General features: G+C 57.0%; 27 protein-coding genes. 13 read left to right on the top strand and 14 right to left on the bottom strand.

Annotated features, from left to right (window positions below):
- Positions 1 to 60: 60 nt before the first annotated feature.
- A complete protein-coding gene (locus AC2TDJ_RS01630) occupies positions 61 to 255 on the bottom strand; it encodes a DUF1127 domain-containing protein (RefSeq protein WP_480838594.1) in 195 nt (64 codons plus the stop codon).
- A gap of 197 nt (positions 256 to 452) precedes the next feature.
- On the opposite strand from AC2TDJ_RS01630, the gene hslV reads away from it, so the two are divergent.
- Entirely contained in the window at positions 453 to 1,010 is a 558-nt protein-coding gene (hslV, locus tag AC2TDJ_RS01635; RefSeq protein WP_480838596.1) for an ATP-dependent protease subunit HslV, read from the top strand.
- Here the strand turns inward: hslV and AC2TDJ_RS01640 are convergent.
- Both AC2TDJ_RS01640 and AC2TDJ_RS01645 read right to left on the bottom strand, forming a co-directional pair.
- A complete protein-coding gene (locus tag AC2TDJ_RS01640) occupies positions 1,002 to 2,243 on the bottom strand; it encodes an MFS transporter (RefSeq protein ID WP_480838598.1) in 1,242 nt (413 codons plus the stop codon). The two genes, hslV and AC2TDJ_RS01640, sit on opposite strands and share 9 nt — an antisense overlap.
- A gap of 107 nt (positions 2,244 to 2,350) precedes the next feature.
- Entirely contained in the window at positions 2,351 to 2,749 is a 399-nt protein-coding gene (locus AC2TDJ_RS01645) for a DM13 domain-containing protein (protein ID WP_480838600.1), read from the bottom strand.
- 198 nt (positions 2,750 to 2,947) lie between these two features.
- Here AC2TDJ_RS01645 and hslU point away from each other — a divergent pair, with 198 nt between their 5' ends.
- The 3 genes from hslU (at position 2,948) to AC2TDJ_RS01660 (ending at position 6,666) form a co-directional block, all read left to right on the top strand.
- Positions 2,948 to 4,255: an ATP-dependent protease ATPase subunit HslU gene (gene hslU / locus AC2TDJ_RS01650; protein ID WP_480838601.1), complete on the top strand. Its 1,308-nt coding sequence runs from the start codon at positions 2,948 to 2,950 to the stop codon at positions 4,253 to 4,255.
- A gap of 96 nt (positions 4,256 to 4,351) precedes the next feature.
- Complete coding sequence (locus AC2TDJ_RS01655) at positions 4,352 to 5,449, top strand: alpha/beta hydrolase (RefSeq protein ID WP_480838603.1); 1,098 nt, start codon at positions 4,352 to 4,354, stop codon at positions 5,447 to 5,449.
- Positions 5,446 to 6,666, top strand: coding sequence for an MFS transporter (locus tag AC2TDJ_RS01660; RefSeq protein ID WP_480838605.1), 1,221 nt, complete (start codon positions 5,446 to 5,448; stop codon positions 6,664 to 6,666). Before AC2TDJ_RS01655 ends, AC2TDJ_RS01660 begins: the two co-directional genes overlap by 4 nt.
- On the opposite strand, the gene AC2TDJ_RS01665 is transcribed toward AC2TDJ_RS01660, so the two are convergent.
- Genes AC2TDJ_RS01665 through AC2TDJ_RS01675 form a run of 3 tightly spaced genes read right to left on the bottom strand, consistent with a single transcriptional unit; the run spans position 6,663 to position 8,946 of the window.
- Positions 6,663 to 7,250, bottom strand: a complete 588-nt coding sequence (locus AC2TDJ_RS01665) for a Smr/MutS family protein (protein ID WP_480838607.1) — start codon at positions 7,248 to 7,250, stop codon at positions 6,663 to 6,665. The two genes, AC2TDJ_RS01660 and AC2TDJ_RS01665, sit on opposite strands and share 4 nt — an antisense overlap.
- Entirely contained in the window at positions 7,250 to 8,290 is a 1,041-nt protein-coding gene (gene mltA, locus AC2TDJ_RS01670) for a murein transglycosylase A (RefSeq protein WP_480838609.1), read from the bottom strand. Before mltA ends, AC2TDJ_RS01665 begins: the two co-directional genes overlap by 1 nt.
- Positions 8,287 to 8,946 carry a Tim44/TimA family putative adaptor protein gene (locus AC2TDJ_RS01675; protein ID WP_480838611.1) on the bottom strand — a complete coding sequence of 220 codons (660 nt, stop codon included), beginning with the start codon at positions 8,944 to 8,946 and terminating at the stop codon, positions 8,287 to 8,289. The genes mltA and AC2TDJ_RS01675 overlap by 4 nt, the downstream gene beginning before the upstream one ends.
- A gap of 108 nt (positions 8,947 to 9,054) precedes the next feature.
- Between AC2TDJ_RS01675 and AC2TDJ_RS01680 the strand changes: the two genes are divergently transcribed.
- Both AC2TDJ_RS01680 and secB read left to right on the top strand, forming a co-directional pair.
- Positions 9,055 to 9,555, top strand: coding sequence for an FxsA family protein (locus AC2TDJ_RS01680; RefSeq protein ID WP_480838613.1), 501 nt, complete (start codon positions 9,055 to 9,057; stop codon positions 9,553 to 9,555).
- A 54-nt stretch (positions 9,556 to 9,609) separates the two neighbouring features.
- Complete coding sequence (gene secB, locus AC2TDJ_RS01685) at positions 9,610 to 10,110, top strand: protein-export chaperone SecB (RefSeq protein WP_480838614.1); 501 nt, start codon at positions 9,610 to 9,612, stop codon at positions 10,108 to 10,110.
- 25 nt (positions 10,111 to 10,135) lie between these two features.
- Here the strand turns inward: secB and dnaQ are convergent, their stop codons facing one another.
- Genes dnaQ through AC2TDJ_RS01705 form a run of 4 tightly spaced genes read right to left on the bottom strand, consistent with a single transcriptional unit; the run spans position 10,136 to position 12,870 of the window.
- Positions 10,136 to 10,858, bottom strand: coding sequence for a DNA polymerase III subunit epsilon (gene dnaQ / locus AC2TDJ_RS01690; RefSeq protein WP_480838616.1), 723 nt, complete (start codon positions 10,856 to 10,858; stop codon positions 10,136 to 10,138).
- Entirely contained in the window at positions 10,851 to 11,444 is a 594-nt protein-coding gene (coaE, locus tag AC2TDJ_RS01695; RefSeq protein ID WP_480838618.1) for a dephospho-CoA kinase, read from the bottom strand. The genes dnaQ and coaE overlap by 8 nt, the downstream gene beginning before the upstream one ends.
- Positions 11,441 to 12,274, bottom strand: a complete 834-nt coding sequence (locus AC2TDJ_RS01700; RefSeq protein ID WP_480838620.1) for a shikimate dehydrogenase — start codon at positions 12,272 to 12,274, stop codon at positions 11,441 to 11,443. Before AC2TDJ_RS01700 ends, coaE begins: the two co-directional genes overlap by 4 nt.
- Positions 12,271 to 12,870: a Maf family protein gene (locus AC2TDJ_RS01705; RefSeq protein WP_480838622.1), complete on the bottom strand. Its 600-nt coding sequence runs from the start codon at positions 12,868 to 12,870 to the stop codon at positions 12,271 to 12,273. Before AC2TDJ_RS01705 ends, AC2TDJ_RS01700 begins: the two co-directional genes overlap by 4 nt.
- A 403-nt stretch (positions 12,871 to 13,273) precedes the next feature.
- On the opposite strand from AC2TDJ_RS01705, the gene AC2TDJ_RS01710 reads away from it, so the two are divergent.
- From AC2TDJ_RS01710 to AC2TDJ_RS01740, 7 genes are all read left to right on the top strand, one after another.
- Entirely contained in the window at positions 13,274 to 13,723 is a 450-nt protein-coding gene (locus tag AC2TDJ_RS01710) for a CopD family protein (protein WP_480838624.1), read from the top strand.
- 122 nt (positions 13,724 to 13,845) lie between these two features.
- Positions 13,846 to 15,117 carry a transcription termination factor Rho gene (rho, locus tag AC2TDJ_RS01715; RefSeq protein WP_480838625.1) on the top strand — a complete coding sequence of 424 codons (1,272 nt, stop codon included), beginning with the start codon at positions 13,846 to 13,848 and terminating at the stop codon, positions 15,115 to 15,117.
- 31 nt (positions 15,118 to 15,148) lie between these two features.
- Positions 15,149 to 16,435 (top strand): tRNA uridine-5-carboxymethylaminomethyl(34) synthesis GTPase MnmE, encoded by a 1,287-nt coding sequence (gene mnmE, locus AC2TDJ_RS01720; protein ID WP_480838627.1) that lies wholly within the window; start codon positions 15,149 to 15,151, stop codon positions 16,433 to 16,435.
- Positions 16,436 to 16,447: 12 nt separating this feature from the next.
- Positions 16,448 to 18,316: a tRNA uridine-5-carboxymethylaminomethyl(34) synthesis enzyme MnmG gene (gene mnmG / locus AC2TDJ_RS01725; protein WP_480838629.1), complete on the top strand. Its 1,869-nt coding sequence runs from the start codon at positions 16,448 to 16,450 to the stop codon at positions 18,314 to 18,316.
- Positions 18,313 to 18,936, top strand: coding sequence for a 16S rRNA (guanine(527)-N(7))-methyltransferase RsmG (rsmG, locus tag AC2TDJ_RS01730; RefSeq protein ID WP_480838631.1), 624 nt, complete (start codon positions 18,313 to 18,315; stop codon positions 18,934 to 18,936). Before mnmG ends, rsmG begins: the two co-directional genes overlap by 4 nt.
- Positions 18,929 to 19,732: a ParA family protein gene (locus AC2TDJ_RS01735; protein ID WP_480838633.1), complete on the top strand. Its 804-nt coding sequence runs from the start codon at positions 18,929 to 18,931 to the stop codon at positions 19,730 to 19,732. Before rsmG ends, AC2TDJ_RS01735 begins: the two co-directional genes overlap by 8 nt.
- A gap of 20 nt (positions 19,733 to 19,752) precedes the next feature.
- Positions 19,753 to 20,649 carry a ParB/RepB/Spo0J family partition protein gene (locus AC2TDJ_RS01740; RefSeq protein WP_480838635.1) on the top strand — a complete coding sequence of 299 codons (897 nt, stop codon included), beginning with the start codon at positions 19,753 to 19,755 and terminating at the stop codon, positions 20,647 to 20,649.
- Here AC2TDJ_RS01740 and AC2TDJ_RS01745 read toward each other — a convergent pair.
- Genes AC2TDJ_RS01745 through rph form a run of 4 tightly spaced genes read right to left on the bottom strand, consistent with a single transcriptional unit; the run spans position 20,639 to position 23,464 of the window.
- The gene (locus AC2TDJ_RS01745) at positions 20,639 to 20,992 is read right to left on the bottom strand and encodes a YbaN family protein (protein WP_480838637.1); all 354 of its coding nucleotides are present in this window, start codon (positions 20,990 to 20,992) and stop codon (positions 20,639 to 20,641) included. The two genes, AC2TDJ_RS01740 and AC2TDJ_RS01745, sit on opposite strands and share 11 nt — an antisense overlap.
- Positions 20,993 to 20,995: 3 nt before the next feature.
- Positions 20,996 to 22,150, bottom strand: a complete 1,155-nt coding sequence (gene hemW, locus AC2TDJ_RS01750) for a radical SAM family heme chaperone HemW (protein ID WP_480838639.1) — start codon at positions 22,148 to 22,150, stop codon at positions 20,996 to 20,998.
- Entirely contained in the window at positions 22,140 to 22,754 is a 615-nt protein-coding gene (rdgB, locus tag AC2TDJ_RS01755; RefSeq protein ID WP_480838641.1) for an RdgB/HAM1 family non-canonical purine NTP pyrophosphatase, read from the bottom strand. Before rdgB ends, hemW begins: the two co-directional genes overlap by 11 nt.
- Positions 22,751 to 23,464: a ribonuclease PH gene (gene rph / locus AC2TDJ_RS01760; RefSeq protein WP_480838643.1), complete on the bottom strand. Its 714-nt coding sequence runs from the start codon at positions 23,462 to 23,464 to the stop codon at positions 22,751 to 22,753. The genes rdgB and rph overlap by 4 nt, the downstream gene beginning before the upstream one ends.
- Positions 23,465 to 23,512 lie beyond the last annotated feature (48 nt).

The following is a 23,512-nucleotide window of genomic DNA, read 5'->3' on the forward strand; positions in this document are numbered from 1 at the left end:
AAAGAAAAAGCCGCTCGGGTTTCCGGGCGGCTGTTCCAAATCGGTATTACTGGCGAAGGATCAGAGTTTCGCGATATCCGCGCGGGTCAGTCCGATATCGTCCAGTTGGGCGTCGGTCAGTTCCGACAGCAGCTTGCGGGTCTTACGCGAAGTGTTCCATTCGACAACAGCGTCGAATGCGGTGGTGAACGTGTCCACTACGTGCAGGATGGTAGCTGCTCCGAGCGGCGCATGAATGTTTGCAGTGGTTGCCATGTGCGCAGTCCTTTTAAGTGAAACAGCCGACCCGGTGTCGGTTGTAAGGCTCATTTAGGATCAAAGCCCGAGTCTCACAATTGCTGGTTCAACAGCCCCGGATTGCGTTTTGTGCATATCTTTTGGGCAGTTTGGGAACGGGTTGCGCCCTCTGCCTGCGCGGCCCATATAGGACGCCAGAGATTACGGAGGCACTCATGGCAGACAGCGATTTTCCCGGATGGCATGGCACGACGATCATCGGCGTCAAAAAAGGTGATGAGGTCGTCATTGCCGGGGACGGGCAGGTCAGCCTGGGTCAGACGGTGATCAAAGGCACCGCGCGCAAAGTGCGGCGCCTGTCGCCGGGCGGGTTCGACATCCTCGCCGGATTTGCCGGATCAACAGCCGATGCCTTCACGCTGCTGGAACGGCTTGAGGCCAAGCTGGAAGCCACGCCGGGACAGCTGGCGCGTGCCTCGGTCGAGTTGGCCAAGGACTGGCGCACCGACAAATATCTGCAAAAGCTCGAGGCGATGCTGATCGTCACTGACGGCAAGGAGTTGTTCGTGATTACCGGGGCAGGGGACGTGCTGGAGCCTGAACACAACGTGGCCGCCATCGGGTCGGGCGGGAACTTCGCCCTCGCTGCCGCGCGCGCGATGATGGACGGCGAAAAATCTGCCGAACAGGTGGCGCGCGAAGCAATGGCAATTGCCTCGGATATCTGCGTTTACACCAACGGCAATCTGACGGTCGAGACCATCTCAGGCTAACAGCGCTTTGATCTCTTTCCCTTTCCAGCGCATGTGCATCCCGATCAGGCCCATCACGGCCGTCACGATGACGATGTAATAGGGCATGCGGATGTCGACGCTCATCAACCCACCACCGATGAGCGACATGACCCCGCCTGCCAGGCAGAAGACAGCTGTTGTCACGCCCATGACCCAGCCCTGATCAGCCTCGCTGACGGACGAAGAAAACAGGCCCAGCATGGTCGGGTAGGACACACCGAAAAAGAAATAGAAAAAGAAGACGGGAACGTAGCTGAGGACACCGCTGGGGCTGAAGGCAAAGCCAAAGCCGCAGATCACCATCACCACCAATGAGGTGTAAATGATCGTGTGTTTGCTGACCCTTTCCTGCGCGGGCTTGACAAGGAACGTACTGGAAAACGCGAGCGCAAAGCCGATCACGACCATCGCCATACTGCCGCCAATCACCCCATAGCCCCACGCGCTGGTCAGGAAATTGTCAACGAACACATAGAACGTGACATTGGCGATCATGAACAGCGCGTAGACCGGCAGGATTTTCAGGACCATCGGATGCCCCCGGACGGCAATCAGGCTGTCAGTGATATCCCGCGGCCGGAATACAAATGCTGCGCGTTCGGTGCGGGTGTCCCGGAAATAGAGCAGCACAAGGAAAATGGCGATCAGCACCAGTACGAAGGCGCCGTAGAATGGGGTTTTCAATGTCGCAGCGCTGCCCAGAATGGCGGCGTCCGACAGAACTGCTCCGATGATCGGTCCGCCGACCAGACCAAAACTGACGCCGGTCACGATGTAACCCATGTTACGGTCGCGGTCCGCCGCGTCGGTGCTGCCGTCGATCATCGCCGCCTGTGCAATCGGTTGATTGCCCGCGGTGAAGCCGGTGATCGATCGCCCTACAATCAGCAGCAGAAGGCTGTCTAGGTACAAAGACGCAATTGTAATTGCGTAGCCTGCAAGAGCGCCGCCCAGACAGATCAGCAAGGCGTTCTTGCGCCCGATCGAGTCCGAAACCTTCGATACGTAAACGACGCCCAGGAACCACGACAGGAAGAAACAGCCGATCACCAGCCCATAGTAGAAATGCCGGCGCCCATCCGGGGTGCTTTCCGGCAGAAATCCGGACTTCGTCTCCATGATCAGTGAATTGATGATGGGAAAGACCAGGCCCTGCCCGATCAGGTCGACAAACACCACAAACAGCAGGGTGATCTTGGCAATCCTCGTCATAAAGCACGCCCCCGGTTCGAAAATTTTCCGAGGAGTGTAGCAGACGGAGGTCGCGACACCTAACAGTGTCTCGGAGGCCGGACATGATCCGGCCTCCGCAGGTAGGTTTAGTTCAGTGATGCAACGCCCAGCGGCACACCGGCAACTTCGCACCAGATGTAGACTTCGTTGTAACCCGAGATGTCCATGGTTGGCGGTACTGCGTATGACTGTTTGCCGGTCAGGTTCAGCAGCGCGCCCAGCTTGGTGTCGGGATCATATGTTCCGTCCTTGCCCAGCGCCACGCGCGGATCGGGACCGCCATCCAGCGAGAAGTCTTCGCCCAGTTCGACAATATAGCGATCGCCGTTCTTGATCACGTTTACGGAACCGGTCGTAATGTGGTTCGACCGGCCTTCGAATTGGCCTTTTTTCTTGCCTCCGGCCAGGGCAGCATTGGTGCCGGCCAGTGTCAGGGCCGCGCCCGCGGCAGCAGCATTCACAAAAAGCGAACGACGAGTCATCATGATGTGTTTCTCCGATTTCAGATACGGACAGGTTTGCCCGTCGACGCCGTTTATGGCGCACGGACGGTTCACGAAGCGATTCACATCATCACGAATTTCCGTGTGCTTTTCGTGTGTTGGCGTGAGATCAGCGTGATCAGCTTGTGTTTTCGCGCCTTATGATTAGGTTCCGGTTCGAAACAACGGGATAGAACACACATGACCGACCTGACCCCGCGCGAGATTGTCTCGGAACTGGACCGCTTCATCATCGGGCAAAAGGATGCCAAGCGCGCCGTGGCTGTTGCGCTGCGAAATCGCTGGCGGCGCAAGCAGTTGTCGGATGATATCCGGGATGAGGTTTATCCCAAGAACATCCTGATGATCGGCCCCACCGGTGTCGGTAAAACCGAAATCAGCCGCCGTCTGGCCAAGCTGGCACGCGCGCCTTTCATCAAGGTCGAAGCCACCAAGTTCACCGAAGTGGGCTATGTCGGACGTGACGTGGAACAGATCGTGCGCGATCTGGCCGATGCGGCCATCATCCAGACCCGCGAATACATGCGCGAAGACGTCAAGGCGCGCGCGCATCAGGCCGCCGAGGATCGCGTGATCGAGGCCATCGCCGGCACCGATGCCCGTGAAGGCACGCGCGATATGTTTCGCAAGAAGCTCAAAGCCGGTGAGCTGGACGACACAGTGATCGAACTGGAACTATCCGAAACCTCGAACCCGATGCCGATGTTCGATATCCCCGGACAGCCGGGAAGCCAGATGGGCATGATGAATCTGGGCGATATCTTCGGCAAGGCTTTCGGCGGGCGAACCGTCAAGAAGCGGATGACCGTCGCCGAAAGCTACGACGCCCTGATCGGGGAAGAGGCGGACAAGCTGCTGGATGACGAAACCGTCACACGTACCGCGCTGGAGTCGGTGGAACAGAACGGCATCGTGTTCCTGGACGAGATCGACAAGGTCTGCGCCCGAACGGATGCGCGGGGCGGCGATGTCAGCCGCGAAGGCGTGCAGCGCGACCTGTTGCCCCTCATCGAAGGGACAACCGTGTCGACAAAGCACGGCCCGGTCAAAACCGACCACATTCTGTTCATCGCATCGGGGGCGTTCCATATCGCCAAGCCCTCGGACCTGTTGCCGGAACTGCAGGGTCGATTGCCGATCCGGGTCGAGTTGCGAGCGTTGACCGAAGCGGATTTCGTGCGCATCCTGACCGAGACCGACAACGCGCTGACCCGTCAGTACACTGCCCTGATGGGCACGGAAGAGGTCACGGTCGGGTTTACCGAAGACGGCATTGCCGCTCTGGCCCGCATTGCGGCCGATGTAAATCAAAGCGTCGAGAATATCGGCGCGCGGCGTCTGTACACGGTGATGGAGCGGGTTTTCGAGGAGCTTTCCTTTACAGCCCCCGATCAGGCCGGAGCGGAAATTACCGTGGATGCGAAATTTGTGAATGACAATCTAGGCGAGCTGACCAAATCCACGGACCTCAGCCGTTACGTTCTGTAACAAAGCCCGGCCGGATTTTGCCATCTGCCATCAAGGTATGGCTGGACGCCGGGCCGGAATTGGGTAGCGTGGGCACAAAACCTCATTGGGACGACTGTGCTGCGCTATCTAATCATCTGTGTGACCCTGTTGTCGCTGTCCGCTTGCGTGGATCGGTCTGTTACTGAAACGGTGCCCGACGCGTTGAGGGTCGGCACACCGGCTACCGTCTTTGCGACCACCACGCGCGCCAAAGAAGCCGACGGAACATACGGATCCAGACGGGCCGAGGCGCTGCGGTATCTGGAGCTGACCGTTTCCATCCCACCATCGCATACGCCCGGGACGCTGAACTTTTCATACGCGAACCCCAACCCCAACAAGCAGTTTGTTGTGGCGGACGTCACCGAGTACTCGGGACCGCAGGAACTGAAATCTCGTCTGCGCGGGGTCGAGGACGTAATCATCTTTGTTCATGGGTATAACGCCACGCAAACCGAAACAGCTTTCCGCGCCGCGCAACTGAGCCACGACATCGGAATTCCCGGGACAACCTTCATCTATTCCTGGCCCAGCAAGGGCAGTGGAACAGGATATGCCTATGATCTGGACAGTATGCTGTTTGCACGCGATGGGCTTGAAAGCACCATTCGCAACCTCAAAGCGATGGGTGTGCGCCGGGTGATCCTTATGGCGCATTCGATGGGCGGCGCCTTGTCGATGGAGATGATGCGACAGGCCGAACTGCGCGAACCTGGCTGGTCCCGGCGAAATCTGGAAAGCGTAATCCTGATATCCCCGGACCTGGATGTGGATCTGTTCCGGTCGCAGATGGACAGCATCGAATCTCCGCCCGATCCATTCATAGTGATGGTGTCAAAAAAGGATAAGATCCTGAACCTTTCCGCCCGGCTGCGCGGCACTGCGGACAGCCAGCGGTTGGGCAATATCAGTTCGGTCGAAGCGCTGGCCGAATATCCGATCAGTGTCATCGACACCACGGCGTTCAGCAGTGATGCCGGATCGTCGCATTTCGTGGCCGCGACCTCTCCGGCACTGCTTGCCATCCTGAGTTCGGTCCGCCGCGTCAGCTCGACCTTTGGCCCGGATCGACCCGGTATCGACGTCATCGCGCCCCCAAGCACGCGTAACCCGGATGGCGCGACCGAGATCGTGCTGACAGAGACCGGGCAGGCGCAGGTCAGCTCTCCGTGACGCAGTTCAGGCTGCGCCAGTATCTGATCCAGAACGCAACCTGGCTGGGCGCGGGTGTTCTGCTGACCTTCCTGTCCAGCTTTGGGCAGACTTTTTTCATCTCGATCTTTGCCGGCGAAATCCGTGCCGAATTCGGGCTCAGCCATGGCGCTTGGGGTGGGATCTATTCGCTCGGCACCACGATGTCTGCCGTTGTGATGGTCTGGGCAGGTGGGTTGACGGATATATTCCGCGTGCGCGCCCTCGGGCCGTGGATATTGGCTGGACTGGTGGCGGCAGCGCTTGTCATGGCGCTGAATACCTGGGTTGTTCTGCTGCCGTTAGTAGTCTTCCTGCTGCGTCTGTTCGGGCAGGGGATGAGTACCCATATTGCCATGGTTGCCATGGCCCGTTGGTTTACCGCGACAAGGGGGCGGGCATTATCCATCGCGACAATGGGCTTTGCCGCCGGCGAAATTGTGCTGCCGCTCAGCTTTGTGGCGGCCATGACGGTAATGGACTGGAGGTGGCTATGGGTCGTCGCGGCGGGCATTACCGCGCTTGGTGTTCCGGTTTTGATACGCCTGCTTCGACAGGAACGCACACCGCAAAGCCTGGCCGAATCCTATTCTGCAACAGGAATGGAAGGGCGTCACTGGACGCGGAAAGAGGCGTTGTTCCATCCGTTGTTCTGGTTCATGGCGCCTGCGCTGATGGGGCCGTCAGCTTTTGTTACCGCATTTTTCTTTCACCAGGTCCATCTCGCAGAAATCAAAGGCTGGGCGCATATCCAGCTGGTGGCCCTTTTCCCCGCGTACACAGCCGCATCCATGCTGGCGATGTTTGCGTCCGGCTGGGCGTTGGACAAATGGGGCACGGCTCGGATGATGCCAACCTATCAACTGCCGATGGCTGTTGGATTTTCCGTCCTGTCACTTACAGCGTCAATCGGCGGTGCGGCTTTGGGACTGGTGATTCTGGCTCTCACCGTCGGGGCAAACAGCACTTTGCCCAGCGCGTTCTGGGCCGAGTTTTACGGAACCCGTCATATCGGTGCGATCAAGGCCATGGCCACGGCATTGATGGTTCTGGGGTCGGCGGTTGGGCCGGGATTGACCGGCGTCCTGATCGACACGGGTATCCCGCTGGAGACGCAATTCCTCTGGATCAGCGTTTTTTTTCTGTTGTCCTGTCTATCTGTCTGGGTTGGCGTCAGCCGCGCGGCGCGCAGCCTTTAGCGATTGCGTCGCAGATATACGTAATATGCGCCGTCACCACCATGGCTGATATGAGCTGGGGTCACCTGTAACACAGCCTGAGCCAGCGGCGGCAATGACAACCATTGCGGCACCTGATTGCGCAGAACCCCGCGTGGTGTAGGGATCGGGCCGGGCTCGTCCCGGTCCTTACCTTTGCCTGTGATCACCAGAACCAGACGCTTGCCGGACGCCTGCGCTGTCAGAATAAACCGAACCAGCGCAGGGTGGGCAGTGTCGACACGCATCCCGTGCAGGTCAATTTTGCCTTCAGGCTTCAGCTTGCCGCGCTTCATGCGGCCGAATGCCTTTGTGTCCATTTGCACAGGGCTGGTCCGCAGGCCTTCGGTGACGGAAGGTTTCAGGGTGTTTTGGGATGACTTGACCTGAGCATTCTGCCCCAGCTCAAAAGCCTCGATCCGGGATTTTGGCGTTTTGGTTGGTTTCGGCTTGGGCAGCGTAACCGGATGTACGGTCTGAGGCAGTTCCGGGTGCAGCCGCTCTGCCTGTTTTGCCACCTTGCGCCACAGCTCGATCTCTTCAGCCGTCAGTTTGCGCCGGGACATCAGTATTCATCCGGCAACAGGGCATATGCGCGCTGGATCGGCAGCAGGACAACCATCCTGCCGGGATCTTTCAGGCGACCAGCGGCCTGACCGGCGTCATCTCCGGTACCAAAGAAGATATCAGCCCTTTGGGCCCCTTTTATGGCGGCTCCGGTGTCCTGTGCGATCATCAACCGCCGCAATGGCTCTTTGCCGTCCTTTTCGACCCAGACCGGGGCGCCCAATGGCGTGTAGGCCGGGTCCGCCGCGATACTGCGCATCGTGGTCACTGAACGGTTCATCGCACCCAACGGGCCAAACTCGGGCGCGACACGGGTAACCTCGCGGAAAAAGACATAGGATGGATTGTGGAACAGCAACTCGGTCCCGGCCTCGGGGTTTTTGCGGACCCAGGCGCGGATCATCTGGGCGCTGACTTCATGCGCGCCCAACGCCCCGCGCCGCACCAGTTCCGCCCCAATGGATCGATAGGGATGCCCGTTCGCGCCACCATACCCGACCCGTAAGGCACCGCCATCCGGAAGGCGAATACGGCCCGAACCCTGAATCTGCAGAAAGAACAACTCGACCGGGTCGTCGACCCAGGCGATTTCCAACCCGCGCCCCTGCATCACATCCCCCGTCAGCAATTCCCGACGGCTGAGCCACTGCCCAACCTCGCGTGCCTCGGGCGGCAACTTGTAGAGAGGATAACGGTACTTTTCAGACCGGGTTTTCGACCCATCCAGTTCAGGTTCGAAATACCCGGTAAACAGCGCGTCTTTACCGTCCTGGACCAGAACCGGTCGAAAAAACAGTTCGAAGAATGACCGTGCGGCGTCGGCCTCATAAGTCCGGGCAACCGCGCACAGCGCTTGCCAGTCCGGATCATCCAGATCAGCGCAAGTGTTCAGAAAGACCGCAAGCGCGGCGCCGTGATCGTCCTCGGCCCAGCCGTCCAGATCTTCAAATGACAGAATGGACCGCGTCGCCTCGGCTCCGGCGGCGCTGGCGGCAGTCATGACAACCACCAGAAAAAGCGACCGGAGTGCGGCAATCATGCGTCCGTGGCAACAAGCAGCCAGTTCGGATCGTCCGAGCCCATGACACGGGCAAAGGTCCAGCTGTCCTTTTGGCGTTTGACGGTGTTGGGGCTGCCTTCGATGATATCACCGCCGCGGTCGCGCACGACCGAGGTCAATTCGCCCACGAACTTCATGGTGATCTCGGCCTCGTTTGTATCCTTGTCGAATTTCGCATCGGTCAGTGAAGTCTCCCGCACTCCGATGAATTCGGCTTCGATGGTCAGGCCCTTGTCTTCTCGGTCAGCCACGACGGAAACGAAAGTGTCAAAAACCTCTTCGGACAGGAAGGGTTGGATTTCGTCCAGATTGCCCCGTTCGAAACCCATCACGATCATCTCATACGCGCCGCGCGCACCCTGCACGAACTCGGTGACCGAGAATGCGGGCTCGACCCGTTTCATCGCGGCAAGCGTCTGCGCCTGTTCGCTGTCTTCGGGGACATGATCCGTGATGTCATGGTCCGGGCCGCCTTCGATCACCTCAAAGTCACGCCGCGACTTGTTCGCACCGGGCTGCTGCTGCAACGGCGGTTTTTCAAAACCTTCCCGCGTTCCAAGCACGCTTCTCAGGCGTAAAATCAGGAAAATGGCAATTCCGGCCAGCACCAGAAGCTGGATCAGGGGTGAATTCATTTTGTCCTCTTTTCAGAACCGAGACTTTGTACACGCGGCCTCATGCCACTATGTAGGTGACTGTTGATGGCAAGTCCACATCCCGGCCTATGGTAAAGGATAACGCAAATGTATCTGTTCTTGGCATTTTTATTGGTGCCGATCATCGAAATCGCCCTGTTCATTCAAGTCGGTGGATTGATCGGCCTGTGGCCAACGCTTGCGATTGTGGTTCTGACGGCTGTTCTGGGTACCATTTTGGTTCGGACACAAGGTCGCATGGCATTGGCGAACCTTCAGCGATCCTTTGCCGAGCTGGATGATCCGACCGAACCGCTGGCCCATGGCGCGATGATCCTGTTGTCGGGTGTTTTGCTGCTGACACCTGGCTTTTTCACCGATGCGGTTGGATTTGCCTTGTTGATCCCCCGCATTCGCGTTGCAGTTTTCCGCTACCTCAAATCCAAGGCGACGATAACGCATTTCCAGATGGGAACCGGGGCACAATTCCGGTCGGGCGGTCAATCGTTCGATCAGGGCGACATCATCGACGGCGAATTCTCGGAGGTTCGGCCGCGCAAAGACCCTGCCAAGCCATCGAAATGGGTCGAAGGGCCGCACCAGCATTGAGGTGTCCCGCCCAACTTGGTAAGCAGTGGCGAAATTCATATTTGGAGTAGTTCCATGGCCGAAGAAGGCGCCACAGAAAACACCGCGGCCCAAGCCGCCCCGCAAGTTCAGATGCGCGTTCTGTCCCAGTTCGTGCGCGACATGTCTTTTGAAAACGTCATGGCACAGAAAGGCGTGTCGGGCGAGGTACAGCCAGAGATTGCCGTTCAGGTGAACCTGGATGCGAAAAAGCGCGCTGCGGATCATCAGTTCGAAGTTGCGATCAAACTGAACCTGAAATCCAAGGCCAAAGGGCTGGAAGACGTTCTGTTCCTGTTCGAGATCGACTATTGCGGTCTGTTCCACATCGAAGGTGTGCCGGAAGACCAGCTGCACCCGTTCCTGATGATCGAGTGCCCACGGATGCTGTTCCCTTTCCTGCGCCGCATCGTCAGCGACGTGACCCGCGATGGCGGCTATCCGCCAGTCAATCTGGACAACATCGACTTCGTTGCGCTGTACCGCAACGAGCTGATGCGCCGCCAGGCCGAACAGGCGCAAAAGACCGAAGCCTGATCGATTGACCCGCGCCGGGCCGAGGTCAGGCGCGGGTCCACAGGGCGTTTTCGCCCAGCTTTTCCACAAATTCCTGATGAGCGGCCTGTTCCTGTTCGGTGATCCGGCTGGGCAATGGTGTCGGGCGTGGTGTCGGGCGCCAGTCGTCTTCGCCGCCTGACGTTCCAGTGGCCACAGACGACAGTCCGAAGTCCGGCTGGCGACCGCCAATCAGTTCCAGATAGACCTCGGCCAGAATTTCCGAGTCGAGCAAGGCTCCGTGCAGGACCCTGTTCGAATTGTCGATCCCGAACCGCCGGCACAAGGCGTCAAGCGAGGCGGGTGAGCCGGGGAATCGTTTGCGTGCGATGGCCAGTGTGTCGATGGCCTGATCCATCGGGATCAGCGGGACGCCCATCCAACTCAATTCGGCATTCAGAAACTTCATGTCGAACGAGGCGTTGTGGATCACCAGCTTCGCGTCACCAACAAAATCGCGAAATCCCTGGCCGACCTTGGAAAAGACCGGTTTGTCTTTCAGCGTGATTTGTCCCGGCTCCGCAGGGCGGGGTGGGTCCAGCAGGTCGGGGCCAATACCATGCACGCCGAATGCCTCTTCCGGCATAGAACGTTCGGGATTGATGTAGACGTGATAGGTTTCACCGGTGGCGACATGGTTCCAAAGTTCGACGGCGCCGATTTCAACGATCCGGTCACCGCTTTCAGGATCGAACCCCGTGGTTTCGGTATCCAATACTATTTCACGCATCCGACATTCCCGCCCTGATCTGCCTGACCACATTTTGCACCTGCACGCGGGCGTGGTCCAGCGTATCCGTCAAGATCACAAAATCCGACCGCGCGCATTTTTCGTCGTTCGGCATCTGCTTGGACCGGATCTGTTCGAACTGGGTTTCGGTCATGGTTCCGCGCTCCATGACCCTGCGTTTTTGTTCGTCTGCCGGGATCGATACACAGGCCACTGCATCCATCGCCGCATCGCCGCCGGTTTCGAATAGCAATGGAATGTCGAACACCAAAATATCAGCCGCTGCATTTTCGCGAAACGCAGCACGGTCTGCCGCTACCAACGGATGCACAATCGCTTCGATTGTCTTCAGAGCCTCAGCATCGGACGTGATAATCGTCTTAAGCGCGGTCCGGTCGACGGCACCATCTACGATGGCCGATGGAAAAGCCGCTGACATCGGATCGATTGCCGCCCCGCCCCTGGAATACACCCTGTGCACCGCCGCATCAGCATCCCAAAGCGCGCAGCCTTCGTCCACGAACATCTGTGCGGTGGTGCTTTTTCCCATCCCGATCGAGCCTGTCAGGCCAAGCGCAAAACTCATGCCAGCGCCGCCGCGCGAGTTTCCGAATCCACCTCGGGGCGCAATCCAAACCAGCGTTCGAACCCCGGAACCGCCTGGTGCAACAACATGCCCAAACCATCCACCGTGGTGCATCCGGCCTCTTCGGCCTGTGCCAGCAGATGCGTTTTCAACGGCACGTAGACCAGATCGGTTACAACGGCACCGGGCTGCAAACCGTCCAAAGGCACGCGCAGTTCCGGCTGACCCTGCATTCCAAGTGACGTAGTGTTGACCACAAGCTCGGCTTCTTCGATGACATTCCCCGCTTGAACCCAGTCGACCACAGTAATCCGCTGACCGAACTCCTCTTTCAGGTGATCAGCCCGGGTGCGGGTGCGGTTGGTCAGCAGAATTTCGGGCACACCGGCCTGTGCCAGTGCGTGCAGAACGGCGCGCGCCGCTCCGCCGGCACCAAACACCACTGCCGGACCGTCTTTTGGGTTCCAGTCCGGCGCACCGCTGCGCAGGTTTTCCATGAACCCGTAGCCATCTGTGTTGTCAGCGTGGATCGAGCCATCTTCACGAAACACCAATGTGTTTGCCGCACCGATGACAGACGCCCGGTCCGACACATGATCGGCCAGACGCAATGCCGCTTCTTTATGTGGCACGGTCACATTGGCCCCGACAAAGCCGGCCTTTGGCAATGTACGCAATACCACCTCAAGATCGGCGGAGGCCACATCCATCGGAATGTAATGCCCCACCAAATCGTAGGTTTTCAACCAATGCCCATGCAGTTTCGGCGATCTGGAATGTGCAACAGGATGTCCGATCACTCCGGCCAGGGGGATGCGGTGGTCCGTCATTGATCAATCACTCCGTTAACGGCCAGGAAATTGAGAAGCTCCAACAGGGGCATACCCAAGACGTTAAAATAGTCGCCGTCAATGGTGGCGAACAACCGGACACCTTCTTCTTCCAGCTTATAAGCACCGACGGCATGACGAATACTGTCCCAGTTCCGCGCCACGTAGTCACGCAGATAGGCATCCGAACTGACGCGCATCCGCAATCGAACCTGCCCGACATGCCGCCAGAGGGGTTCACCATTCTGATAGATGACGGCCGCAGACAACAACATGTGCCGCTTGCCCCGCATCGCCTTTAGCTGGGCCATCGCCTCTTCCGGTGTTTCAGGCTTGGACAAAACCTGCCCGTCGAAATCCAGAACCTGATCGCAGCCCAGCACCATGGCTCCGGGAAACTTGTCGCTGACCTTGTGCGCTTTCATTTCAGCCAGGGTGTCGGCAAAATCGCGAGGTGAGGCGCCTTCGGCCAGCAAGGCTCGCTTGGCGGTGTCCTCGTCCACCCGGGCGGTCTGAACTGAAAACGGCACACCCGCATTTCGCAACAGTTGCGCGCGGATCTCGGACCCAGAAGCCAGGACAATGGGGACAGACATGTGGAAAACCCCGTGTGCAATTCGATGAACGTTCCGGGGTGGTTTGTATGGTTTTCTGGTTGACACGCAACCCGGGGAATTTCGCGAAAATCTTCTCCGAGTCGCTCGGATACTATCCAGTCGGGACAAGGATAAGTTCGGAATTCAGGATAACCGGGTTGTCCGAAGTTATTCCCGGAATTATCCCCATGACCTTGGTAATTTTCCCAGCTTATCATATTGTTTTTATAATCAAATTTTTGATTTCAACAGAATCGCTATCTGGCCGAAAAGTGTTGTTCTTCCTGGGGAAAAGTGTTGGGTAAAAAAGTAATCCACGGTTTTTCTCCTCCCAACAAAACCATCATCCTTTTTCTTTTCTATTTTTTTTATTAGGGAGGGTCAGGCCAAGTCGGAAACCGAAATGACGGATCTATTATTCACGCTGTACCCATGGGTGAAGTCCCTGCACATCATGGCCGTCATTTCGTGGATGGCCGGGCTGTTCTACCTGCCCAGACTATTCGTTTATCATGTAGAAAAGGCGCAGGCGGTCGACGGGGCGCAGGAAATCTTCCTGGAAATGGAGGAGAAGCTGCTGCGTGTGATCATGCGACCGGCGATGATTGCGGCGTGGGTCTGCGGTCTGATCATGGTGTTCACGCCGGGTATCGTCGGGTGGGACTGGAGCTGGCCCTGGGTGAAGGGCGCGGCCGTGATCGGGATGACATGGTTCCATCACTGGCTTATGGCCCGTCGCAAGGATTTCCTGGAAGGCCGAAACACGCTCACAGGGCGCCAGTATCGCATGATGAACGAGGTTCCCACCATTTTGATGGTTGCCATCGTTCTGGCGGTCGTTCTGAAGTTCTGAGGGCCTATTTGACTCTGGCTTAATGGATGCGTATGTAACGCATAACACGCCCGTCCGGGCGGCGTATCTTCCATACTGAAATTCCACTTCGTGCCGCGCTGTACGCGGTGAAGGTATATATCATGACAACTGATGCCCTGAATCTGGCCGACCTGAAGGCCAAAAGCCCTAAAGACCTTCTGGCGATGGCCGAAGAGCTGGAGATTGAAAACGCCTCGACCATGCGAAAAGGCGAGATGATGTTCCAGATCCTGCGCGAACGCGCGGATGAGGGCTGGACTGTCGGCGGCGACGGTGTGCTTGAGGTTCTTCAGGACGGATTTGGCTTTCTGCGCTCGCCCGAAGCGAACTATCTGCCGGGTCCGGATGACATCTATGTCTCGCCCGACATGATCCGCCAGCATTCGTTGCGGACCGGAGACACGGTTGAGGGCGACATCAAAGCCCCGGATGAAAACGAACGCTATTTTGCGCTGACCAAAGTCACGAAGATCAATTTTGAAGAGCCTGAGAAGGCCAAACACAAGATTCTCTTCGACAACCTGACGCCATTGTATCCTGATGAACGCCTGAAGATGGAGATCGAGGATCCCACCATCAAGGACAAGTCAGCCCGTGTGATCGACTTGGTTTCGCCAATTGGTAAGGGTCAGCGTTCTCTGATCGTGGCGCCGCCGCGGACCGGTAAAACCGTGATCCTGCAAAACATCGCGCATTCGATCGAACAGAACCACCCAGAGTGCTACCTGATCGTTCTGCTGATCGACGAACGCCCGGAGGAGGTGACCGACATGCAGCGTTCGGTGAAGGGTGAGGTTGTGTCCTCGACCTTCGACGAACCGGCGACGCGCCACGTGGCCGTGTCGGAAATGGTCATCGAAAAAGCCAAGCGTTTGGTCGAACATAAACGAGATGTTGTTATTCTTCTCGATTCTATCACAAGACTTGGTAGGGCGTTTAACACCGTGGTTCCATCTTCGGGTAAAGTTCTGACCGGTGGTGTGGACGCAAATGCTTTGCAACGACCAAAGCGGTTCTTTGGTGCGGCACGGAACATCGAAGAGGGCGGATCGCTGACCATCATTGCCACCGCGTTGATCGACACCGGCAGCCGGATGGACGAAGTGATCTTCGAAGAATTCAAGGGCACCGGTAACTCGGAAATCGTTCTGGATCGCAAGATTGCGGACAAACGTGTGTTCCCGGCGATCGATATCCTCAAATCCGGTACCCGGAAAGAGGACCTGCTGGTCGACAAGGGCGATCTGGCCAAGACTTTCGTTCTGCGCCGGATTCTCAACCCGATGGGAACCACCGACGCAATCGAGTTCCTGTTGTCCAAGCTGAAACAGACCAAGACCAATTCCGAGTTCTTCGACTCGATGAATACCTGATACGGTCTTGTAACCGACGCGAGGCCTTCGAATGGATACGATATTCGCCTTGGCCAGCGCACAAGGCAAAGCTGGTGTTGCGGTCATCCGCTTGTCCGGCCCACAGGCGCATTCGGCCGCAGATGAAATTACCGGTGGCGATCTGCCGCCGCGCGGAATGTGCGTGCGCAGCTTTCGGGCGCGGGACGGGTCGAAACTGGATGACGGTCTGGTCCTGACTTTTGAGGCTCCGGCCAGCTTCACAGGCGAAGATGTGGCTGAGTTTCAAATTCATGGCAGTACCGCCTCGGTCAACGCTGTGCTTCGGACCCTGTCGGAATTCGAAGATCTTCGACTGGCAGAGCCGGGTGAGTTCACGCGCCGAGCCTTGGAGAACGGCAAGATGGACCTGGCGCAGGTCGAGGGGCTGGCCGATCTGATCGATGCGGAAACCGAGGCGCAGCGTGTTCAGGCGCAAACGATCCTCGCTGGTGCCTTGGGTGAGCTGGCGGAACGATGGCGCCGTGATCTGATCCGGGCGGCGTCTTTGCTGGAAGCCGTGATCGATTTTGCGGATGAGGACGTTCCGACGGATGTAACGCCGGAAGTCCGTGAACTGATCGCGGGCGTTGTGGCTGATCTTGAGCGAGAGGCCGCGGGTGTGAAGATTGCGGAACGCATTCGCACCGGTTTCGAGGTTGCAATTGTCGGGCTGCCAAACGCGGGGAAATCCACGCTTTTGAATGCATTGGCCGGGCGTGAAGCTGCCATTACGTCTGAATATGCAGGGACAACGCGCGATGTCATTGAAGTTCGCATGGACCTTGCTGGACTACCCGTAACACTGCTGGATACGGCCGGGTTACGACAGACAGACGATCATGTCGAAAATCTGGGAATCGAGCTTGCCAGAAAGCGCGCCATGTCGGCCGATTTGAGGGTCTTTCTGACGGAATCGCTGGACGGGCTGGGTATTCCTGCTCAGGAGGGTGATATCCAGGTTCTTCCAAAGTCCGACTTGAGAGACAGGGCAGTCGGTGGAATTTCCGGTAAAACCGGGCAGGGCATCGATCAGCTTATTTCAGATATATCGCAGAAGCTGAGCACGCGAACCACTAGATCTGGTATAGCGACGCGGGAACGCCACAGAGTAGCAATGCAAAAGGCATTGCAGGCGCTTGGCGCGGCGCAGAATATTCTGAAATCGGGCCCGGACATGTATGATATCGTGGCGGAAGAGCTGAGAACAGCAATCCGGGCGCTTGAATCTCTGGTGGGCAGAATAGACGTGGAAACACTACTGGATGAAATATTCGCAAGTTTCTGCCTTGGAAAATGAGGAGTGTTTCACGTGAAACATTCGAAGTTTGATGTTGTTGTCATCGGTGCCGGCCATGCCGGGGCAGAGGCCGCACATGCCGCAGCCCGCATGGGTGCGACCACGGCTTTGGTGACATTGTCCGAAAAGGACGTCGGTGTGATGTCCTGTAATCCGGCGATTGGCGGCCTGGGCAAGGGGCACCTTGTTCGTGAGATCGATGCACTGGACGGAGTCATGGGGCGGGTCGCGGACGAGGCAGGAATTCAGTTTCGCTTGTTGAACCGTCGAAAGGGCCCGGCCGTTCAAGGACCGCGGGCACAAGCGGACCGCGCATTGTACCGATCAGCAATGCAAAAGAGGACATCAGAGCAATCCAACCTGACAATTGTCACCGGCGAAGTTGTGGATTTCTTGATGTCCGGCGGCGCTGTAACAGGTGTGGCGCTAAGCGATGGATCAGAAATTCCTGCGTCAGCGGTCATCCTGACATCAGGGACGTTTTTGCGTGGCGTGATCCACATTGGCGATGTCTCACATTCCGGGGGTCGAATGGGCGACCGCCCATCGGTAAAGCTGGCCGAACGTCTGGATGCGTTTGATCTTCCTATGGGCCGCCTGAAGACAGGTACGCCACCAAGACTGGATGGCCGGTCAATTGATTGGGATGTTCTTGAAAGGCAGGAGGGTGACCAAGTACCCACGTTATTTTCCTTTTTGTCCAAGACTGTAAGCGCCCCTCAGATCGCGTGCGGTATTACACACACAAATGCAAGAACACATGAGATCATCGAAAAAAACCTGGCGCGATCAGCTATGTACGGCGGTCATATTGACGGAATAGGCCCAAGATACTGCCCGTCGATCGAAGATAAGATCGTGCGCTTTGCCGACAAAGAATCTCATCAGATCTTCCTGGAGCCAGAAGGGGTTAGTGACCACACCGTGTACCCTAATGGGATCTCGACGTCGTTGCCGCAGGACGTTCAGGTTGAGTATGTTCAGTCCATCAAGGGGCTTGAAAACGCCAAGATTCTGCAGCCGGGATATGCCATTGAATACGACTATGTAGATCCCCGTAGTCTGACTTCTTCGCTCTCTCTTTCTGATGTCCCGGGGTTATATCTTGCGGGTCAGATCAATGGCACCACTGGATATGAGGAGGCCGCGGCACAAGGTCTTGTTGCTGGCTTGAATGCCGCTCTGGCTGTGAAGGGGCGGGAACCTGTCCATTTTACTAGGGCCGACAGCTATATCGGCGTGATGATCGACGATCTGACCACCCGCGGTGTTGCAGAACCCTATCGTATGTTTACATCCAGAGCCGAGTTTCGGCTGTCCCTAAGGGCTGACAATGCCGATCAGCGGTTGACCCCCATTGGCATACAGCTGGGATGTGTCGGTGACCGCCGACATCAGGTGTTTCGTGAAAAGATGGACAGGCTGAGTGCAGTAAAATCCAGGCTGACATCGCAAAACTACACGCCAAAAGAAATCCGTTCCGCCGGGATTTCTGTAAATCAGGACGGTAACCGCAGAGATGGAATGGCCATCCTTGCGTTTCCTGACGTGTCTTTTGAAGACCTTGTGCCCTTGATTCCGGAATTGTACGAAACCGATGACGAAACCCGACGCCAAATAGAACGCGATGCGCTTTACGCCAATTACATCGAACGCCAACAACGGGATGTGGAAGCGATGAAAAGGGATGAGGCTCATGCGATTCCAGCGAACTTCGATTATTTTGCGCTGGATGGCCTTTCGACGGAAATGAAGCAGAAATTGTCCAACGCCAAACCCGCCAATATAGCTCAGGCCAGTCGGGTAGAAGGCGTTACTCCGGCCGCGCTGACCCTGGTTTTGGCCCGGTTGCGACGCGATCAGAAAGTTCGCAAGGTATGAAATCGGAAAATAGCCCGGATTCTGTCGATCTGAATGTTTCACGTGAAACATTCGAGCGCCTGGAGCTGTATGCCGAACTGGTGAAGCGTTGGAACCCCAAAATCAATTTGGTGTCACGCAACAGTCTGCAGGAATTGTGGACGCGGCACATACAGGATTCGATCCAGGTTTACCGGTGTGCTGGTCCAGCGGCCCATTGGGTCGATCTGGGCAGTGGGGGCGGCTTTCCGGGGCTGGTTTGTGCCATTATCGCAATCGAGGAAGCGCCGGAAACGAAATTTACCCTTGTTGAAAGCGATCAGCGTAAATCCGCGTTCCTGAGGAACGTGGTTCGCGAGTGCAAGGCGAATTGTGCTGTTGTTTCACGGCGTATTGAAGCGATAGATCCCTTGAACGCCGACATATTATCGGCGCGCGCGCTGGCGGATTTGAAAACACTATTCTCCTTTTGTGACAGACATTTAAGCAATTCCGGAACAGCATTGTTGCCGAAAGGCGAAAGCTGGGAAAAAGAGATGGCGGACGCGCGCGAAGAATGGCAATTTCAAGCGGAAGCAATTACAAGCATAACCGAGCCCCAGGCCGTCATTCTGAAGATCAAAGGAGTCACACGTGGTTGATCTGTCTCGTCCTTCAGGTCCCCGGATAATCGCGGTTGCCAATCAGAAAGGCGGAGTTGGAAAGACAACAACAGCAATCAACCTGGCAGCCGGGCTAGCAGAAGCAGGATGCAAAGTTCTGGTGGTCGATCTGGACCCGCAGGGCAACGCATCCACCGGGTTGGGGATCGATGATCGCGATTGGACAACATACGACTTGCTTCTCGATGATGCCCCTCTGGAAGCGGTGGTACAGGACACCGAAATCGAGAACCTTATGGTCGTCCCGGCGACGGTTGATCTGAGCTCGGCAGATATTGAACTGATTTCAAACGAGAAACGCAGCTATCTTTTGCATGATGCGTTGCGCCAGACTGCAATCGACGCCTTTGGTCTGGACTTTGTGCTGATCGACTGCCCGCCGTCGCTGAACTTGCTGACCGTCAACGCGATGGTTGCTGCGCATTCCGTTCTGGTGCCGTTGCAAAGTGAGTTCTTTGCATTGGAAGGGCTTTCACAACTGATGCTGACCATTCGCGAGGTCCGTCAGACGGCGAATCCGGACCTGAGAATCGAAGGTGTTGTGTTGACCATGTATGACAACCGCAACAACTTGTCCCGTCAGGTTGAAAAAGACGCGCGTGACAATCTGGGTGAGATGGTATTTAAAACCAAGATACCCAGAAATGTGCGGGTCAGTGAGGCTCCGTCCTATTCCTTACCCGTTTTGCAGTACGATTCTGGGTCGCTGGGTGCGATGGCCTATCGGCATTTGGCACGCGAAGTCATGTACAAGAATAACAAAGTAGCCGTCTAAACGGCCGTCAGGAGGGCGAAGTGAACGCCAAAAAAGGCAAACCCAGAGGATTGGGGCGGGGATTGTCCGCATTGATGGCGGATGTAACGACTGAAGTGGATGGCTTGGCGCCGACCGAGCCGCGTCGACCCGATCTTAAAGTTCCGATTGAAAAACTGCGGGCGAACCCGGACCAGCCGCGCCGCACATTTTCGCAAGAGCAGTTGGATGAACTTGCCGCGTCGATCAAGGAAAAAGGTATTATCCAGCCTTTGATTGTCCGCAGTGTCGATGGCGGCCAATATGAAATCGTTGCGGGCGAGCGCCGCTGGCGCGCAGCACAGATGGCGCAACTGCATGACATCCCGGTTATCGTTCGGGATTTCGATGATACCGAGGTCCTCGAAGTCGCCATTATCGAGAATATTCAGCGCGCTGATCTGAATGCAGTAGAAGAGGCGGCTGGCTATAAGCAGCTAATGGACCGATTTGGTCACACCCAGGAAAAGATGGCCGAAGCCTTGGGTAAAAGCCGCAGTCATATCGCCAACCTGTTGCGACTGCTGTCTTTGCCGATGGACGTGCAAGCTTTGGTGATCGAAGGTAAACTGTCCGCCGGACATGCGCGGGCGCTTATTACAGCCGAGGATCCGTCCGCACTGGCGAAAAAGGTCGTGCGCGACGGCCTTTCGGTTCGCGCAACAGAGAATTTGGTCAAGAAGCAACAGCAATTGAATTCAGACCAGCCTGCACCGCGGTCGAGAAACCTGAATGCCGGAAAGGATGCGGACACGCGCGCGCTGGAAAAGGACCTGTCCGCAATTTTGGCGATGAAAGTGGCTATTAATCATAAGGCCGGCAGCGAGACGGGACAGGTCGTGCTGACATATGAAAATCTTGATCAACTGGATGACTTGTGCGCCAAGCTCAGCCGTTAGGGCGGGTCCAGATAAAAATCATTACCGCGCTCAAAACGAATGCCTGAATAATCAGAACATGCGTCGGAGCGGAAAACAGTACCGACAAACCAAAGACGGTGGCAACGGACAGCGTTGCCGCCTTTTTTGCAGCAGGTCGAATAGCGCCGGAACTCTGCCAGTCCAATATCAAGGGGCCGAAAGCAGGGTGCGTGATCAGCCAGTTGTGCAGCCGAGATGAGGACCGCGCGAAAAAAAACGCGGCCAGCAACAGAAATGGAACTGTCGGCAGCAGGGGCAGAGCAATTCCGACCGCAGCAAGCGCTACGCAGACCAACCCCAATCCGGCCCAGAGATAATGCATCATCTACTCCAACAGTTCCCGGATCACTGCGTTCAGCACGGCGCGGCCGTTTGCCGTAGCCATCAATCGCCCGTTTTGGCATTGAATCATGCCCAATTCAGTCAGATGCTTCAGTTTGGGCTGGGGTAGTGTGCGACCGGAAAGCCTGGTAAATCTGTCAATATCTAGTCCCTCTGTGATCCGCAAACCCATCATAAGGTATTCGTTTGCCTGATCATCTGTGGGCAATGACGCCCGCGCTTTTTCACCGTTTCCCTGCGAAACCGCATCCAGCCAACGCTGTGGATTAAGGTGGGTTTCCGTGGCATATCTGTGCCCGTCCAGCGTGATCCGACCATGAGCACCGGGACCAATTCCAACATAGTCCCCATACCGCCAATAGATCAGATTGTGTTGCGACTCCGCGCCGGGTAGCGCGTGATTGGAAATCTCGTAGGCGGGCAAGCCGTGTGCTTCGCAAATTTCCTGGGTCGCCAGGTACATATCCGCCGCGTTGTCATCTTCCGGTAAGCCTCGCAGCTTACCGACCGCATAGCGATCACCAAACGCGGTGCCTTCTTCGATGGTCAGTTGATAGAGGGATAGGTGATCGATCGCCATTGAAAGTGCATCACCTAACTCAGCCTGCCACGCATCCAGTGTTTGATGTTGCCGGGCATAAATCAGATCAAAACTGACACGGTCGAAGCAGTTTCGCGCGATGTCAAAGGCCGAGTGGGCCTCTGCCACAGTGTGTATACGGCCCAGACGGCGTAAGTCTTCGTCATTCAGCGCCTGAACGCCCATCGAGATGCGGTTGACCCCCGCGTCGCGATAGGCGGCGAACCTTCCGGCTTCGACCGAACCGGGGTTCGCTTCGAGCGTGATTTCCATGTCATTGGCCGGTCGCCAAAGGGTGCGGGCCTGGTCAATGATCGCGTCAACGGTTTCGGGGGCCATCAAAGAAGGCGTGCCGCCGCCAAAGAATATCGTGTTTAGAACGCGGCCCGGTGTTTCTGCCGCGGACCGCTCCAGTTCACTCAGATACGAGTTAAGCCATTGTTTTTGATTAATATTTTTTGACACATGGCTGTTAAAGTCGCAATAAGGGCATTTGGCCTCACAAAAGGGCCAATGCACGTACAGGCCAAAGCCCCCGTTGCGCCAATCATCCGCCAAAGCAGCCCTTCACGAACATCTCAACCGCGCGGCCGCGATGGCTGATCTTGTTCTTTTCCCAGCGATCCATCTCGGCATAAGTAATGTCGTAGCCGTCAGGGACAAACATCGGATCATAACCAAAGCCACCCTCACCGCGAATGGGCCAGATCAGATGACCGGGGGCGATGCCTTCGAATACTTCGTCGTGACCATCAGGCCAGGCCAGCACCAGCGTACTGCGGAACTGAGCGGTGCGCGGATGGGTTGCGTTTTTTGCCTCGAGTTCGTTATGGGCGCGGGTCATGGCCATCAGGAAATCCCGGCCATTGCCCGTTTCGGCCCAATCGGCCGTGTATACGCCTGGCGCTCCGTCCAGCGCGTCGATGGTGATTCCGGAATCGTCCGACAGGGCGGGTAGGCCAGTGGCCTTGGCTGCGGCATGCGCTTTGATACGTGCATTGCCGACGAAGGTGTCCTCGGTTTCCTCCGGTTCGGGAAGATCCATTTCACCTACGCCAACTACTGTCACGCCATAAGGTTCGAGGAGATGCTCCATCTCCTCGAGCTTGCCCTTGTTATGCGTGGCCACCAGTAACTTGTCGCCCTCGAACTTGCGGGTCATGCGGTGGCGGCCTTTTGCGTGGCGGCCAGTTCGGCCACGCCTTTTTCCGCCAAATCCATCAATTGATCCATTTGGCTGCGGCTGAAGACCGAGCCTTCCGCCGACATCTGCACTTCGATCAGTTTTCCGGATCCGGTCATGATGAAGTTGCCGTCAACGCCGGCTTCGCTGTCTTCCGGGTAATCCAGATCCAGCACAGGCTGACCCGCATAGATTCCACAAGAAACCGCAGCAACAGGGTCTAACAAGGGATCCGAGATCACTTCGCCCGCTTTCATCAGTTTGTTGACCGCCAGACGCAACGCGACCCAGCCGCCGGTGATCGAGGCGCAGCGGGTGCCGCCGTCGGCCTGGATCACATCGCAGTCCACGGTGATCTGACGCTCTCCCAATGCGACCCGATCGACACCGGCGCGCAAGGCGCGGCCGATCAGGCGCTGAATTTCCACGGTGCGACCGCCTTGCTTGCCAGAGGCCGCCTCGCGACGCATCCGGGTGTTGGTGGCGCGGGGCAGCATCCCGTATTCAGCGGTGACCCAACCCAGGCCCGAGCCTTTGATAAAAGGCGGCACGCGGTCCTCAATGGTGGCGGTGCACAACACATGGGTGTCGCCCATTTTGATCAGGCAGGAACCTTCGGCGTGTTTGGTGAACTCCGTTTCGATTGAAACGTCGCGCATTTCGCTTAAATCTCGTCCAGAGGGTCGCATGGAAAATCCTTTGTTTGCTGGCTTGGGGATAACGCTGCCTGCTGTCGT

The organism is Ruegeria sp. HKCCD6647-2 (assembly GCF_057221075.1).